The 14,919-nt window shown below is 39.6% G+C and carries 15 protein-coding genes; 5 read left to right on the top strand and 10 right to left on the bottom strand.

Annotated elements, in window-relative coordinates; all coding sequences use genetic code 11:
- Genes rplB through rplC form a run of 4 tightly spaced genes read right to left on the bottom strand, consistent with a single transcriptional unit; the run spans position 1 to position 2,385 of the window.
- Complete coding sequence (gene rplB, locus QE404_RS18405; protein WP_072953574.1) at positions 1-822, bottom strand: 50S ribosomal protein L2; 822 nt, start codon at positions 820-822, stop codon at positions 1-3.
- A 22-nt stretch (positions 823-844) separates the two neighbouring features.
- Complete coding sequence (gene rplW, locus QE404_RS18400) at positions 845-1,135, bottom strand: 50S ribosomal protein L23 (protein WP_089754637.1); 291 nt, start codon at positions 1,133-1,135, stop codon at positions 845-847.
- Between the two features lie 3 nt (positions 1,136-1,138).
- Positions 1,139-1,768 (bottom strand): 50S ribosomal protein L4, encoded by a 630-nt coding sequence (gene rplD, locus QE404_RS18395; RefSeq protein ID WP_089999871.1) that lies wholly within the window; start codon positions 1,766-1,768, stop codon positions 1,139-1,141.
- Positions 1,759-2,385, bottom strand: coding sequence for a 50S ribosomal protein L3 (rplC, locus tag QE404_RS18390; protein WP_294209721.1), 627 nt, complete (start codon positions 2,383-2,385; stop codon positions 1,759-1,761). The genes rplD and rplC overlap by 10 nt, the downstream gene beginning before the upstream one ends.
- Before the next feature lie 381 nt (positions 2,386-2,766).
- Between rplC and QE404_RS18385 the strand changes: the two genes are divergently transcribed.
- The 3 genes from QE404_RS18385 to QE404_RS18375 all read left to right on the top strand — a co-directional run bounded on the left by QE404_RS18385 (position 2,767) and on the right by QE404_RS18375 (position 6,921).
- Entirely contained in the window at positions 2,767-3,180 is a 414-nt protein-coding gene (locus QE404_RS18385) for a hypothetical protein (RefSeq protein ID WP_307453006.1), read from the top strand.
- A gap of 174 nt (positions 3,181-3,354) precedes the next feature.
- Positions 3,355-4,161, top strand: a complete 807-nt coding sequence (locus QE404_RS18380) for a hypothetical protein (protein ID WP_307454054.1) — start codon at positions 3,355-3,357, stop codon at positions 4,159-4,161.
- A 69-nt stretch (positions 4,162-4,230) separates the two neighbouring features.
- Positions 4,231-6,921: a hypothetical protein gene (locus QE404_RS18375; protein WP_307453002.1), complete on the top strand. Its 2,691-nt coding sequence runs from the start codon at positions 4,231-4,233 to the stop codon at positions 6,919-6,921.
- 14 nt (positions 6,922-6,935) lie between these two features.
- Here the strand turns inward: QE404_RS18375 and QE404_RS18370 are convergent, their stop codons facing one another.
- The 6 genes from QE404_RS18370 to QE404_RS18345 form a co-directional block, all read right to left on the bottom strand.
- Entirely contained in the window at positions 6,936-7,442 is a 507-nt protein-coding gene (locus QE404_RS18370; RefSeq protein ID WP_307453000.1) for a low affinity iron permease family protein, read from the bottom strand.
- A gap of 443 nt (positions 7,443-7,885) precedes the next feature.
- The gene (rpsJ, locus tag QE404_RS18365) at positions 7,886-8,191 is read right to left on the bottom strand and encodes a 30S ribosomal protein S10 (protein WP_002661363.1); all 306 of its coding nucleotides are present in this window, start codon (positions 8,189-8,191) and stop codon (positions 7,886-7,888) included.
- A gap of 18 nt (positions 8,192-8,209) precedes the next feature.
- Positions 8,210-10,327: an elongation factor G gene (gene fusA, locus QE404_RS18360; RefSeq protein WP_307452998.1), complete on the bottom strand. Its 2,118-nt coding sequence runs from the start codon at positions 10,325-10,327 to the stop codon at positions 8,210-8,212.
- A 6-nt stretch (positions 10,328-10,333) separates the two neighbouring features.
- Positions 10,334-10,810, bottom strand: coding sequence for a 30S ribosomal protein S7 (gene rpsG, locus QE404_RS18355; RefSeq protein ID WP_307452996.1), 477 nt, complete (start codon positions 10,808-10,810; stop codon positions 10,334-10,336).
- A 23-nt stretch (positions 10,811-10,833) separates the two neighbouring features.
- The gene (rpsL, locus tag QE404_RS18350) at positions 10,834-11,247 is read right to left on the bottom strand and encodes a 30S ribosomal protein S12 (RefSeq protein WP_027381287.1); all 414 of its coding nucleotides are present in this window, start codon (positions 11,245-11,247) and stop codon (positions 10,834-10,836) included.
- Between the two features lie 89 nt (positions 11,248-11,336).
- On the bottom strand, positions 11,337-12,938 hold the full coding sequence (locus QE404_RS18345) for a hypothetical protein (protein ID WP_307452994.1): 1,602 nt from the start codon (positions 12,936-12,938) through the stop codon (positions 11,337-11,339).
- Between the two features lie 116 nt (positions 12,939-13,054).
- Between QE404_RS18345 and QE404_RS18340 the strand changes: the two genes are divergently transcribed.
- Together QE404_RS18340 and pncB are read left to right on the top strand one after the other, a co-directional pair.
- Positions 13,055-13,531 carry a Dps family protein gene (locus tag QE404_RS18340; RefSeq protein WP_307452991.1) on the top strand — a complete coding sequence of 159 codons (477 nt, stop codon included), beginning with the start codon at positions 13,055-13,057 and terminating at the stop codon, positions 13,529-13,531.
- A gap of 93 nt (positions 13,532-13,624) precedes the next feature.
- Positions 13,625-14,803, top strand: a complete 1,179-nt coding sequence (gene pncB / locus QE404_RS18335; RefSeq protein WP_307452989.1) for a nicotinate phosphoribosyltransferase — start codon at positions 13,625-13,627, stop codon at positions 14,801-14,803.
- Positions 14,804-14,919 lie beyond the last annotated feature (116 nt).

The raw sequence follows: 14,919 nt of genomic DNA, 5'->3' as shown, positions 1-14,919 counted from the left end.
TTATTTTCTTTTAGATACGATGTAACGGTTAGACACTTTGTTTTTCTTTCTAGTTTTGTAACCTTTAGACGGCTTACCGTTTCTAGATCTTGGGTGACCTCCAGAAGAACGTCCTTCACCACCACCCATCGGGTGATCTACAGGGTTCATTACTACCGCTCTTGTTCTTGGTCTTCTACCTAACCATCTGCTTCTACCAGCCTTACCGGATACCGTTAACTGGTGATCTGAGTTGGAAACGGAACCAATCATAGCCATACATTCAGTAAGGATCATTCTGGATTCTCCTGAAGGCAATTTGATGATCGCATATTTTCCGTCTCTTGAAGTTAACTGAGCTGAAGAACCTGCACTTCTTGCCAAGATAGCCCCTTGTCCAGGCTTCATCTCAACACAAGAAATCACAGTACCCAATGGAATGTTTTTCAATTTCATTGCGTTACCTACGTTAGGTTCTACGCTTTCTCCTGAAACTACTTTCTGATCTACTTTGATACCGTTTGGAGCGATGATGTATCTCTTCTCTCCGTCTGCGTACTCTAATAAAGCGATAAATGCAGTTCTGTTTGGATCGTATTCTACAGATTTTACTGTTGCTTCAACGTTTGCTTTGTTTCTTTTGAAGTCAATAATTCTGTATTTCTTTTTGTGTCCACCTCCGGTGTAACGCATGGTCATTTTACCTGTTTGGTTACGTCCACCTGACTTTTTAATACCAACGGTTAGAGACTTCTCTGGTTTGTTGGTAGTAATTTCCTCAAAATTGTTTACAATTCTGAATCTCTGTCCCGGGGTGATAGGTTTTAATTTTCTAACAGACATTACTATTATTTATAATTAACAATTAATTTACGGCAAAAATATCGATAACCTCCCCTTCAGCAAGTTTGATTACCGCTTTTTTCAATTTGTTCGTCTTTCCAACCTGAAGACCTTTTTTAGTGTATTTTGAAGAAACCTTCGGAGCATAAATCATTGTGTTAACGTCTGCTACTTTTACACCATAAGCTGCTTCTACAGCTTTTTTAATCTGGATTTTATTCGCCTTAGTATCTACTAAGAAAGAATAAGAACCTCTTAAATCTGTAAGGTAATTAGCCTTTTCTGAAATAACTGGTTTAATGATAACTGACATGATTTATTTCTTTAAATTTTCCTGGAATTTTTCAACTGCACCTTCAAAGAATACGATCTCACCTGCATTTACCAAGTCGTAAGAACTGATCTCGTTGAAGTTCATTACTTTGGTTTTAGGTAAGTTTCTTGAAGATAAATACACATTCTTGTTAGCTTCAGGAAGAACGAATAAAGACTTTTTACCGTTAAGTTCCAATGCATTTAATACATTGATGAAATCTTTAGTCTTAGGAGCGTTAAGGCTCAGATCTTCTAAAACTCTGATGCTGTTATCTCTCATTTTCTGAGATAAAACAGATTTTTTAGCCAATCTCTTAAGAGCTTTGTTCAATTTGAATCTGTAGTCTCTTGGTTTTGGACCGAATACTCTACCTCCACCTCTGAATACAGGAGACTTGATATCCCCGTATCTTGCAGAACCAGATCCTTTTTGCTTCTTAAGTTTTTTGGTAGAAGCAGTAATTTCGCTTCTTTCTTTTGCTTTATGAGTTCCTTGTCTCTGTGCGGCAAGGTACTGTTTAACTTCTAAGTAAACCGCGTGCTGATTTGGCTCAATTCCGAATACTGTTTCGTCTAGAGTTACTTTTCTTCCGGTCTCTTTTCCTGATGTATTTAATACTACTAGTTCCATTTTCTGATAATTACATAAGAATTTTTAGCTCCCGGAACAGCACCTTTTACTACTAAAAGATTTTGTTCTTGATCCACTTTTAATACCTGAAGGTTTTGTACAGTTACCTGCTTACCTCCCATTCTTCCAGCCATTCTCATCCCTTTGAATACTCTTGAAGGGTCTGAACCAGCACCGATAGAACCTGGAGCTCTAAGTCTGTTGTGCTGACCATGAGTTGCCTGCATTACACCTCCAAATCCGTGTCTTTTAACAACACCCTGGAAGCCTTTACCTTTAGAAGTTCCTGTTACGTCAACAAACTCGCCTTCAGCGAATAAATCAACTTTTACTTCCTCTCCTACTTTTACTTCATCAACGAATTCTCTGTAGAATTCTACTAATTTAGCTTTAGGAGCAGAACCAGCCTTTTTAAAATGACCAGCTAACGCTTTACCAACGTTCTTCTCACTCTTGTCATCGAAACCCAACTGAACAGCCTTATAACCGTCCTTTTCAAGGGTTCTGACCTGTAAAACCGAGCATGGACCAGCTTGAATAACTGTACAAGGAATGTTTTTCCCGTCTTCGTTAAACAAAGATGTCATACCGATTTTTTTACCAATAATACCTGACATTGTTTATATTATAATAAAATTTATCCTTTATTTATCATCATTTTCAGGAGGTCTGAAGTAATTTCTACGTCTGATGTAGGCATACTACGCCCCTAAAATGAGTGTGCAAATTTATGGATAATTTTCAAACTGGCAAATTTTTACTATAAAATATTTTGATTTTTAATGATTTAGAAGATTGGAGCCTCATTAAAATTAACGGAATGAAAAAAGTATTTGGAAATCTAAATGGTGAGGGTAAACGGCTTTTAAAATTTCCGGTTACCTTTATTCTTTTTCCTGTCCCTGAAAAGCACATGATGTCATTCCAGTGAGCAACAGTTCAGGCAATATTTTTAACATACTACGGTGCAATTTTTGATGTGTTTGCTAAAAAAAATTATGAAACATTTTCTGGGTATCGTACTAGTATGCATCTGTATGATGTCTTATGCGCAGTCTAAGGCGCCTTTTACTGGGAAAAGGGACTTTGTCATTGAAGATGGAACCAATGGCTCCGGAACCCCGGCTTACTATCTTGATGTAAAAAGCAATGGGAATGTATATTTCGGTTTCATCCAGGTTAACCAGGCAGACGGAAAAGAAACAAAAGAAGAGGTTAACGCCGGGAAATACAACCCGAAGGTCATGAAAGTCCACTTCAAAACTTACAACGAAACTTTTTACGTAAAATTCGATAAGGATACTATTTACCTTACCGATGAAAAGGGAACGGTTAAAAAATCGGATGGCTGTTGTCCTGTTTCAGAACAGGCCAAACTGAATTGTCCATGCTCAGGCAAACTTTATCGCTGATGAAGGTATCAAGGTTTTGGTGGCTCATTGCCTTAATCATCATTTCCTGCTCTGAGAAAGAAAGCCATCCTTATACTTTTTATTACTGGAAAAACAAAGCTTGCCCTGAATTCTGATGAACAAAAAGCTCTAAACAATGCTGATTCACCTTATCTCTATACAAGGTTTTTTGATGTGGATAAAACAGCAGGAAATATTCAGCCTGTAGGCATCTTAACGAAAGATAAGAGCTTCGTCACCCGTAAGAAGATAGTTCCGGTTGTATTTATAACCAACAGGACATTTCTGCATATCCCCAGGGACGGCATTTCCCTGCTCGCGAAAAATATCAACCGCCTGATCCAAGACAAAATTGCAGAATATCATCTGGACACTGCTCCTGAAATTCAGGTTGATTGTGACTGGACCTCCGGGACACGCGATGATTATTTTGCTTTCCTGAAGGAGCTGAAGCAGATTTCCGGTAAAACAATCACCTGTACGCTTAGGCTCCATCAGGTAAAAGACAAAAAGAAGACCGGTATACCACCCGTACAGAAAGTTTACCTTATGTGCTACTCCACGTCTTCACCGCTGGAAAACTCAGGTAAAAATTCGATCCTTGATGTCAATACCCTGAAAAATTACCTTTCAGATATTGATCATTACCCAATCCGGAATATCGAAGCAGCCCTTCCTATCTATTCATGGGGAATTGTGACCAATCACCTGAAAAAGCATAAGCTGATTAACGGACTTTCCATAAAAGACCTAGACAAGAGCCAGTTTAAAAGGATTTCTGAAAACGAAATAGAGATTGAACAGGACGGATTCTATTTTGGCAGTTACCTGAGCAAAGGTTTCAGGATCAAAGTAGAAGAGATTTCACATGATCAGCTCCGGGACGTTGTCCGCTTCCTGGAAAAGAAAATCCCTAATTTTGCAATTGTTTATTATCAGCTGGACCATAGATTTGTCCAAGGACAAAATTTTAATTTTTAAGCTTTATTAAGCCTTGTCAAGGTTTAAAACCCTGAATAGGCTGCTATCAACCAAAACACTATTTATCAAATGAGAAAATATTTTCTTTCACTTGCTGCCGTATCCCTTTTCTATACCTATTCTCAGGCCTGTGCATGGTCTGATCCTGATTACGAATATTTCAATCTTTTTACGCAGAGCATCATTAAGGATAAATCTTACCTGCCTTTTCTGCACAGCTATTCAACAAGGTTCTATGCTGATTTCAAGCCTTCTGAAATCCCCGATGAAAACATTGATGCCTGGAAGAGATTCTTTAACAACCAGTTTTCTTATGCAGAGACCGATTATCTGGTGAATAAGATGAGCATCAATGATCTTAATGCGCTGAAAAAAGGCAATACTACTAATCCGCTGCTGATCAAAGCCGGCCCAGGATTCTACCGGAAATACAGCGAAGCGGTAGATTACCTGATTGAAGCCAAATATCTGGAGCCTTACATGCGGATCAAATATGTGGCTAATCCGAACGCCTTTTTTTACAGCGGGCCGCAAAACACTCTAAATGCGACCAGCCTGGATTATCAGAAAACCATTTCCGCTCTGACTTCCCTGTACAATACTGCCCGCAATCCTGAGATCAAACAGCGGTACGGATATCAGCTGGTTCGCTTTAACCATTACACCCGGAATTACGATGCTGCTGTACATGCCTTCAAAACCTATGTACAGCCTATCCAACTAAAGGGAGCGCCTTACATTATGGCTTTGGATCAGCTTGCCGGAGCCCAGCGTGGACTTGGGCAGGACAGTGAAGCAAACTGGAACTTCTTTCAGGTATTCAAAGACAGCAGGAGCCGTAAAGAATCCGCATTTGTATCCATGAAACTTTCGGATACGGCCGCCTTCAACAATATGCTGAAAAGGGCGCAGACTGATGAAGATAAAAATATGGCGTATTTTCTTCTGGGCTACGATGAGTTCACGAATCCGATTCCGGTAATGGAAAAGATGTACGCAATCAACCCTGATTCCGAAATCCTGAAAGTGATGGCTGTAAGAAGCATCAATGAACTCGAAAGAAGCTACCTTCCCATCTATTATTATGATAATAGTAATACGATCACTCAGACGGATTCTGCAGATAACCCGGCAAAAGCCAGCACTTCGACTACGTCAGTAACCGAAAAGAAAGAGCTTTCATTCTGGCAGAAAGTTGTCAGGTTCTTTAAAAATCTTTTCAGCAGTCCGAAAAAAGGCGATTCAGATACAGCAACCGAAGAGGATGACGAGAAACTGCTGAATAATCCTAACAGGATCCCATTGTTCACCAAGAACAATTATTATTATGATGAACAGAAAAAGGATTTTCTGGAAGACCTGGAAAAGTTCACTGATAAAGTGAAAGAGAAAACCGCCGACGAATACTGGCAGATCGCCGATGCTTATCTGAAGTTTCTGAAAAAAGATTACAAAGCAAGCACCGAGATCCTCCAGTCTATCAAAACCTCTAACCCCGAATATAAGGAACAGATCCAAAGGATGAAGCTGCTGAATGATATTGTTTCACAACCAAGGATTGATGCAGATTACGAAGATCATCTGATGAAAAACTATGCTGCCTATTTTAAAGATCAGCCCGACCAGAAAAAAGACAGTACATCAAATGCTGATTATTATATTCCCAGTCCTTCAACAAAAGATTTTCTGAAAGATGTCCTGGCGAACCGGTATTTCCTTCAGGGAGAAGACGCCAAATCTTTCCTGATAAGCAATAAACTTTCTGATCTGCAATATGGTCCGGACCTGAATCTGGTAAAAAATGTTGAAGCTTTTTACCGCAAACCTCAGAAAACCGAATTTGAACAGCAAATTATTGCTGAAAATTTGGATGATGTGGGAAATATTGACGCTTTTTTCGCTTTAATCTATGGTGACCATGCGATGAAACTGGGAGATTTCGCTAATGCCAAGTCGTATTATGTGAAAGCGCAGAACTTTTCGGGCATCCCAAGGAAGGATTGGAGTGATCAGGCCAATACCATAGTTCCGATGAAGTATGCTACCGGTGCGTACAATGGATTTAGTAATATTCCCGATCTGGTGTTCGGACATAATGTCTGGGTAAGCTATACCAGCAGCCCGGCAGAAAGTATGGAAAAAGAAGATTATTCCGCATTCCCTTTCATCAAGCCTTCCATGAACAAACTCGAGCTCGCCGATGCACTGCTCCGGCTTAAACAGGCAGGAAATAGCAAGGGAGCGAAGGCGGCAAAGGCCAACCAGCTGATTGGAAACCTGCTTTATAATACATCAATACTGGGGTATTACAGACAGCTATTCGTGATGGACCTCGATAATACCAATGGGGGAAAATATGATTTCCAGAATCAGAAAAGGAAAATAACCTATCAGTACTATTATAAAAATTTCCCTAGCCTGTCTTATCTGGAGCCAGACAATTTTGACCTTAGTATCGGATATTACAATAAAGCTCTTAGCCTTTCAACAGACAGGGAGCAGAAAACCAGGATCTTGTTTCAAATGGCCAGTGCAGAGCAGGGTAAATACTATCAGTATGAAGCCAACAGCAATGTAAATATAGATTATTCAGATCCGAAATGGTCTGAAAAGCAAGATGCCCACCAGAACCAACTTGATGACATCAAGAATCAGAGATACAGAACTTATTTTACGGTCCTGAGAAACCAATATGCAGATACGCAGACTGCACAGAAGCTTATGGGAAGCTGCTCCTATCTTGATTATTTTATGAAATAAATGAAAAAAAGGGATCAAAATGATTCCTTTTTTTCTTGTTGTGCCTGTTGTTTCAGCCATTCGTCATGCTTTTTCCTGAACAGTTCATCTTTATGGTCCTGATTCCTTTGTGCAGCATCGATAGAGTGTGAGGCGTGGATATCTTCATCCTCTTCGGCAAAATCAGCAAGCTTCTCATAATAGCAATGCAGCTGATCCAGTTCCTTTTCTGTGAGGTCTTCAATGTCTACAATCCTGTTGCTCGCTTTTTCATTGGCAGCGATAAGCTCATTCAATTTGATCTGTATTGCCTTGGAATCTTTATTCTGGGCTTTCTGAATTAAAAATACCATCAGGAATGTGATGATTGTCGTTCCAGTATTGATCACCAGCTGCCACGTTTCAGAATACTTGAAAATGGGGCCTGAAGCTCCCCAGATGATAACGATTAAAGTAGCTGCAATAAAAGCGGAAGAACTGCCTGTGAATTTTGTTGCCCAGTTTGAAAATCTTTCAAAAATATTTTTATTTGAACCATTCATTACATTAAAGTTATACCATCGAAGCAGCAAAAACTCCGCCGAAGAGCTATTTTTAAGGTTATTTTAAGGGAATCAGTTTCCACAGTTTCGCTTGGTGTATTCTTCCTGTTTCTGCTGTGCAAAACCCTTAAGGAGATACTTGCCTGTTGCAGGTCTTGGTAATCCGATAACTTTCAACGAGTGCCAACCTGAAGTTACCTTTATCTTCATAGATTTATGAATACCGTTGCAAGCAGTCCCATGAATTTAGAAGGGCCTTTATTCAGTCCGATTTGTTCGGTAAACTATATGTCCAGTTCTATATTTAAATATAGCTATAGCCTTCTGTGTTTGTAAAATTTGAGATTTCAGTGTTGATGTCCAACACCAAAAACATTTATAAAATAAAAATCCGCTCCTTTTCAGGAACGGATTTTATATAATCACGGCTTAAGTGCACGTTATCACACTTTAATTTCAACATCTACACCGCTTGGTAACTCTAATTTCATTAGAGCATCCACCGTTTTAGAAGAAGAAGAATAGATATCCATCAATCTCTTGTGAGCAGAAAGCTGGAACTGTTCTCTTGCTTTTTTGTTTACGTGCGGAGACCTCAATACAGTGAAGATTCTCTTGTTGGTTGGCAATGGAATCGGACCGTTTACCACAGCACCGGTAGCCTTTACCGTTTTTACGATTTTCTCAGCAGACTTATCTACCAAATTGTAATCGTAAGACTTAAGTTTTATTCTGATTCTTTGTGACATTTTAATCTAATTTAAATATTAACCTTTAGCTTTAGCGATTACTTCTTCAGCAACATTGGTCGGAGCCGGCTCGTATTTTTCGAATTCCATAGAAGACGTAGCTCTACCTGAAGATAAGGTTCTTAATGAAGTTACGTATCCGAACATTTCAGAAAGAGGAACGAAAGCTTTGATTACTTTAGCGTTGTTTCTGTCGTCCATACCGTTCACAGTACCTCTTCTTCTGTTAAGGTCACCTACGATATCCCCCATGTATTCTTCCGGAGTTACTACTTCAAGCTTCATGATAGGTTCCATGATTACTGCTTTAGCAGCTCTACCAGCTTCTTTGAATCCCATCTTAGCGGCTAATTCGAAAGATAGCTGATCGGAGTCAACCGCGTGGAAAGATCCGTCCTTAAGGGTAATTTTCATTGCCTCAACTTCGAAACCTGCCAACGGACCGTTCTTCATAGATTCCTTGAATCCTTTTTCAACCGCAGGGATAAATTCTCTTGGAATATTACCACCTTTGATTTCGTTGATGAATTCAAGACCTGTTTTACCTTCGTCTGCAGGACCGATTTCGAATACGATATCTGCGAACTTACCTCTACCTCCGGATTGCTTTTTGTAAACCTCCCTGTGGCTAGCTGTTTTGGTAAGAGCTTCTTTGTACTCAACCTGAGGCTGCCCCTGGTTAACTTCTACTTTGAACTCTCTTCTCATACGGTCAACGATGATATCCAGGTGAAGCTCACCCATACCGGAAATGATCGTTTGTCCTGATGCCTCGTCAGTTTTAACCTGGAATGTAGGATCTTCTTCAGCAAGTTTTGCTAGAGCGTTACCCATTTTATCCTGGTCAGCTTTCGTTTTAGGCTCAACAGCGATACCGATTACCGGATCCGGGAAGATCATAGATTCAAGAACGATAGGGTTCTTTTCATCAGATAGGGTATCTCCTGTTTTAATATCTTTAAATCCTACTGCTGCACCGATATCTCCTGCTTCAATAAATTCTACAGGGTTTTGCTTATTCGCGTGCATCTGATAGATTCTGGAAATTCTTTCCTTGTTTCCTGATCTTGTGTTCAGGATATAAGAACCTGCATCAAGTCTTCCTGAATAAGCTCTGAAGAATGCCAGTCTACCTACGAACGGATCAGTGGCAATCTTGAATGCTAATGCAGAGAAAGGCTCTTTTACATCCGGCTTTCTTGTGATTTCAGCATCCGTATCAGGGTTTGTACCTTTGATATCGTCTTTATCCAGTGGAGAAGGAAGATATTTACAAACCGCATCCAGCATGAACTGAACTCCTTTGTTTTTGAAAGAAGAACCACAAGTCATAGGAATGATGGATAAATCGATGGTAGCTTTTCTTAATGCTTCGTTGATTTCGTCTTCAGAAATTGAATCCGGATCTTCAAAGAATTTCTCCATCAGAGTTTCATCATAGTCTGCTACTGCTTCTACTAACTTCTCTCTGTATTCAAGAACTTCATCTTTCATGTCATCAGGAATCGGAACTACCTCGAAAGTAGCACCCTGTCCTGCATCATCCCAGATGATCGCTCTGTTTTTGATTAAGTCTACAACACCTTTGAAATCTTCTTCAGCACCGATTGGTAAAACGATTGGAACTGCATTGGATCCTAACATTTCTTTTACTTGTTTTACAACGTTCAAGAAGTCAGCACCCTGTCTGTCCATTTTGTTTACGAATCCCATTCTCGCTACTTTGTAGTTGTCAGCAAGTCTCCAGTTGGTTTCAGACTGAGGTTCTACACCGTCTACGGCAGAGAATAAGAATACAAGACCATCCAATACCCTTAGAGATCTGTTTACCTCTACAGTGAAGTCAACGTGTCCCGGTGTATCGATGATATTGAAATGGTAAGGTTTTGTTTCAGGCAAAGTTTTTCCCTGATCTGTTGGGAAGTTCCAAGAACAAGTAGTTGCAGCAGAAGTAATGGTGATACCTCTTTCTGCTTCCTGCTCCATCCAGTCCATTGTAGCGGCACCTTCGTGAACCTCACCGATTTTGTGGGTTTTACCCGTATAGAATAAAATTCTTTCTGTAGTGGTCGTCTTACCGGCATCAATGTGAGCGGCAATACCAATATTTCTAGTAAATTTAAGATCTCTTCCCATTTCAGATTAGAATTTGAAGTGTGAGAAAGCTTTGTTTGCTTCCGCCATTTTGTGAGTATCGGATTTCTTTTTGTAAGCAGCACCTTCTTCTCTTGAAGCAGCTAAGATTTCAGCAGAAAGCTTAAGTGCCATAGATTTATCATTTCTTGCTCTTGCATACTTGATTAACCATTTCATTGCCATAGAAATTTTTCTGTCAGCTCTGATTGGCATTGGAATCTGGAAGTTAGCTCCTCCTACTCTTCTTGAACGCACTTCTACGTGAGGCATTACATTGGTAAGGGCATCTTTCCAGATTTCAAGGGCAGTCTTTTCGTTCTCCCCTTTTTTGTTTTCTACGATTTCTAATGCATCATAGAATATTTTGAATGCGATTGACTTCTTACCGTCAAGCATCAAGTTGTTTACGAATCTAGTCACCAATTGATCATTAAACTGAGGATCTGGTAACAACGGTCTTTTTTTCGCTTTTGTCTTTCTCATTGTTTCTGTACCTTATTTAATGATTATTTTTTCTTTCCTTTAGCTGGTGCAGCTGGTGCCTGACCTGGTTTAGGTCTCTTAGCTCCGTACTTAGATCTTCTCTGTGTTCTTCCATTTACACCTGCAGTGTCTAATGCACCTCTTACGATGTGGTAACGTACTCCCGGTAGGTCTTTCACCCTTCCGCCTCTTACCAATACTATCGAGTGCTCCTGAAGATTATGTCCTTCGCCCGGGATGTAGGCGTTAACTTCTTTACCGTTAGAAAGTCTTACCCTTGCAACTTTTCTTAGTGCAGAGTTAGGTTTCTTCGGTGTAGTAGTATATACTCTCGTACATACACCACGTCTTTGTGGACAAGAATCAAGGGCAGCCGATTTGCTCTTCTTGGCAAGCGTGGCTCTTCCTTTTCTTACTAATTGTTGAATAGTAGGCATTTAATTGCTTTTTATTTTAGGGTGCAAAAATATGAATAATTTTTTAACCTACAAGCAGTTATGTATAAATTTACTTTAATAATTAAAAATTATTTAATCTTCCTAACGTTCTCATCCATAAGAAGTACCTGTACATTTTTATTCCATGGAAACTGCCTGATGCGCTCCTGCAGAAGAGAAAACCGATGCGGATCTATGCTGTAGACCGAAACCTCAGCTCTTGCCGCGGTTATTTTATGGCTGATCTTTATGACCGCTGCTTTTTTCCAGTTTTCGGGAATATGGCCCTGAAGCCATTCATCATATACAATAGCCAGATCATAATGGTTATCATAACCATACCGGATCAGGAAGTTCTTAAACGTTTCATCAAACTGCCTTTTGTTTTCATTAAAAGGAATTGTTTCTTTTGAACCGAGCCCCGCAATGTCCAGGAGATGGATATCGGTATAATAAGAAATGGCACCGATATCATTGGCAATGATTTTAGAAGTATTATAATAGGTATGCAGAAATCTGGCAGACTGTACCTGCTGTTCATAAATATTTTTGCCGCCATTAATCAGCATCAGATGGGCATATCCTGTTTTGTATACCAGCAACACTACATTACCCAACACCAATAATGCTATAAGTTTTTGATTTCTGAAATCCCTGAAAAATCCTTTGAGCTCAGGAATCAGCAGCATGGAGAAACCAACCAGCAGGTAGGCTTCATAACGGAATACCCCTTTCAGGTCTGCAAAAAGGGTGTGACAGATCATTAGCAGAGAAAGGGCAATAAGAAGGAAACGTCCGGAAAGGATTTCTTTCATTTTTTTGTTTCTCATATCCTTTATAATGATTACAATAACCAATATAATGGGAAGAAATCCTGTCTTATAGAAACTAATGTTGCAGAGGAAGTTATCCACCAGCATTGTTTTAAGCTGTACAAAAAGCCCGGAGTCAAAACTCAGCTTGGTTCCTTTGACCAGTATTGAATTGGGGAAAAAGTGTCCGTCCTGACGATAATTCCACACACAAAAAATAAGAACAGGAATAAAGCCAGCCATAATCACCGCTACAGACTGCTTCCATTTCCCTGACAATGCAAAAAGAAAACTGAGAATAGCAAAGTAAAACATGCTTTCAAACCTTACTACCCCCATCAGCATCAGGCTTCCGTAAAATCCCAAAGTCCTGTAGGGATTATGATGCGGATTGCAGAAACAGAAAATATTAATGATCAGTAATAATACATGGAATATATGTTCCATCCCAGACATTACCTGCAGATGCAGGACGGCAAAGAGAACAGTGAAGAGCGTTACGATAACGACAGTCTTCACCTGACTAAAAAACCTGGTAAACCATGAATTTAAGAAAAAGATGACTCCTGCAAAGCAGACTGCATTAAAATACAGGGGAATCTGATCATTATTACCCAATGCAGAGATGAACCGGCTGATCAGATAAGTAAACATCGGTGAAGACGATGTGGACGAAAATGCATACCTCGTAATCCCCCAAACTTTATGGAAGGCAAAATTTTTAGCTATAGCCAGATGGATATAGGCATCGTCAATCAGATAAATATAATGACCGTCTGTTTTTGTCAGCGTATTTAAATAATAGCCCATGCATATGGCAGCACATACCACAAAAGAAATCAGAAAACTTTTTGCACCTTTTGGGAAGGATAGGAACATTTTTTGAATGAATATTAAAATCTCAAAGATAAGCATCATCAATTACTTTTATCACAGGTATTGAAATCTGTTTGTTAAATTTGTACATCATAATAAACTGCTAAATATAACATCCTATGAAAAACGCAAGCATTATCGGATTAAATGAAACCGACTGTAAGCAAATCGCAGAAAAACTAAATACACTTCTGGCTAACTATTCCGTATTTTATCAGAATACCAGAGGTTCACACTGGAACATTAAAGGGGATCAATTCTTTACTCTTCATCCTAAATTTGAAGAATTATACAACAGCCTGGTCCTTAAAATCGATGAAATAGCAGAAAGGATCCTGACCCTGGGTGCTACTCCTGCTCACAATTATTCTGATTACCTGAAGGTATCTACCATCAAAGAAAGCACGGACGTAAGCGATGCTACCGTAAGCGTGCAGAACATTCTGAATTCATTTAAGGTAGTTATCGACCTGCAAAGAGAACTGCTGGATATCACAGAAAAAGCAGGTGATGAAGGAACCAATTCCCAGATGAGCGACTATATCACAGAACAGGAAAAAGAAGTTTGGATGTACAACTCTTATCTTGGTAAATAATCATCCTTACATCAGCAAAAAATTAAAAAAATCACCTTACATTTAAGGTGGTTTTATTTTTAATACCTATATTTGCGTATAAATTACACAATAATGAATGACGTACGATTGAATTCTATCCTGGATAATGATTTCTATAAAATCACCATGCAGAATGCCGTGGTAAAATTATTTCCCGGCTCCATAGTAAAATACGAGTTTATCAACCGTGGCAAACACCAGTTCCCGGAAGGCTTTGATCATGCTTTAAGAGAGGCCGTAAATAAGATGGCTGAACTTAAACTTACGAAAGAAGAAAAGAAATATATGGCAAGGACCTGTCCTTATATTGATCTTCCGTACCTGGATTTCCTTGAAGGGTATCACTATGATCCTTCTGAGGTCAAAATCCACCAGGAAGGAAGCGAACTTTCTGTGATTGTGGAAGGACTCTGGTACAGGACTATCCTCTGGGAAGTACCTTTGCTGGCACTTATCAGCGAACTGCATTATGAAATGAACCATATGGAAAGGGATTCCAATGAGGTGGTGATGAACAGAACGATTGAGAAAGCCGATTCCCTGGCGAGACTGGGAGTGACTTTTGCAGAATTCGGCACCCGAAGGAGGCATTCCTACAAAGTGCAGAACCTTGTGATGGAAGCTTTAACGCAGAAAAAGGAGTCTACGTTCATCGGAAGTTCCAACGTACATTTCGCCATGAAATATGGGGTCAAACCTATCGGTACCCATGCCCATGAATGGTTCATGTTCCATGCGGCCGAATATGGTTTCAAAACAGCTAACGATCTGGCCCTGGAACATTGGGTGGATGTATACCGAGGAGATCTCGGAGTAGCACTTTCGGATACCTACACCACAGATGTTTTCTTCCAGCAGTTTGATAAAAAATTTGCCAAGCTATTCGACGGAGTACGCCATGACAGCGGGGATCCTCTGGAGTTTGCCGATAAAACCATCGCCCATTACCAGAAGCATGGAATTAATCCTTTATTTAAATACATTATTTTCTCTGATGCCCTGAACCTTGAAAAGGTAGAGGAAATTACAAATTACTGCAGAGGGAAAATCGGGATTTCCTTCGGAATAGGAACCAACCTGACGAATGACGTGGGTTTAAAACCTATGAACATCGTTATGAAACTGATCGGCGTTCAGGCTCCGAACCAGGAATGGATCCCAACGGTAAAGCTGTCTGATGAACACGGAAAATATACCGGTGATCCTAAAATGATTGAACTCGCGAAAGAATTCCTGAGAATTAAAGAATAAATTCAAATTAATTCATACTTCTATAAAAGTGATGTAATGCAGAGCCTTTTTTCGTAAATTAGCTGTAATTCGTCAGCATTGCTTATGGTAAGAATGTCTGTATGAACCGATAATAA

This window comes from Chryseobacterium camelliae (assembly GCF_030818575.1).
In the GTDB taxonomy this organism is placed as follows: Bacteria; Bacteroidota; Bacteroidia; order Flavobacteriales; family Weeksellaceae; genus Chryseobacterium; species Chryseobacterium camelliae_A.
The sequence above is the reverse complement of the archived record's forward strand: the minus strand, read 5'-3'. Positions and strand labels throughout refer to the sequence as shown.